Source organism: Nguyenibacter vanlangensis, assembly GCF_013376155.1.
GTDB lineage: Bacteria > Pseudomonadota > Alphaproteobacteria > Acetobacterales > Acetobacteraceae > Gluconacetobacter > Gluconacetobacter vanlangensis.
In genome coordinates this window covers 1-1,002 of the sequence record NZ_JABXXP010000894.1, presented here as the reverse complement: position 1 = coordinate 1,002, position 1,002 = coordinate 1, and the positions used below count along the sequence as shown (strand labels likewise).

The following is a 1,002-nucleotide window of genomic DNA, read 5'->3' as shown; positions in this document are numbered from 1 at the left end:
GCCGGCCGCGCTATCGCCTGGTACGGCGCCTGCTGGGGGGCGGGCTGGCGCTGCTGCTGCTGGTCGTCGCGGCCGGCAGCCTCGCGGTATGGACGAAATACGAGCAGCTGGTGGCCGACCTGCCGACCGTGGACGGGCTGCGGACCTATCAGCCCCCGGTGATGAGCCGCCTTTATTCCGGCGACGACCGGGTGATGGCGGAACTGGCGGCGGAACGCCGGATCTTCGTGCCCTATGCCGCCATCCCGGACCGGGTGAAGAACGCCTTCATCGCGGTCGAGGACCAGAAATTCTACAGCCATGGCGGCGTCGATCCGTTCGCGATCGCCCGGGCCGCGCTGACCGATCTGACGATGCGCAAGGGGCGGCGTCCGCTCGGCGCCTCGACCATCACGCAGCAGGTGGCGCGCGTCATGCTTCTGGGCTCGAACGCCGTGTCGCTCGCGCGCAAGGCCAAGGAAGCCCTGCTGGCGATCCGCATCGAGCAGACCCTGTCCAAGGACAAGATCCTGGAGATCTATCTGAACGAGATCTATCTGGGGGCCGGGGCCTATGGCGTGGGGGCGGCGGCCCAGACCTATTTCAACAAGCCGCTGGACCAACTGGACATCGCGCAGGCCGCCTTCCTGGGGGGGCTGCCGAAATCGCCGACCAACTATAACCCGTACCGCTATCCCGAGCAGGCCAAGGAACGCCGCGATTTCGTGCTGCAGCGCATGGCCGAGGTCGGGGCGATCACCTGGGACGAGGCCCGCGCCGCGCAGGCCGAGCCGCTGATGCCGCAATCCTTCGTCCGGCCCGGGCCGGTCCCGGGTTCGGAATGGTTCGCCGAAGAGGTGCGCCGCCAGTTGATCGAGCGCTACGGCCAGGACATGACGATGCAGGGCGGGCTGGCGGTGCACACCAGCCTGGATCCGCACCTGCAGCAGATCGCGACCAAGGCGGTGCGTGACGGGCTGATGGCCTATGACCGCGCGCATGGCGGCTGGCGCGGGCCGGTCG

Annotated in this window: 1 protein-coding gene; it reads left to right on the top strand. The window is 68.8% G+C overall.

The genetic code is table 11. From position 1 onward, the window contains the following. The coding region (locus HUK84_RS19955; protein WP_246285793.1) for a transglycosylase domain-containing protein at positions 1–1,002 on the top strand (1,002 nt) is incomplete at both ends.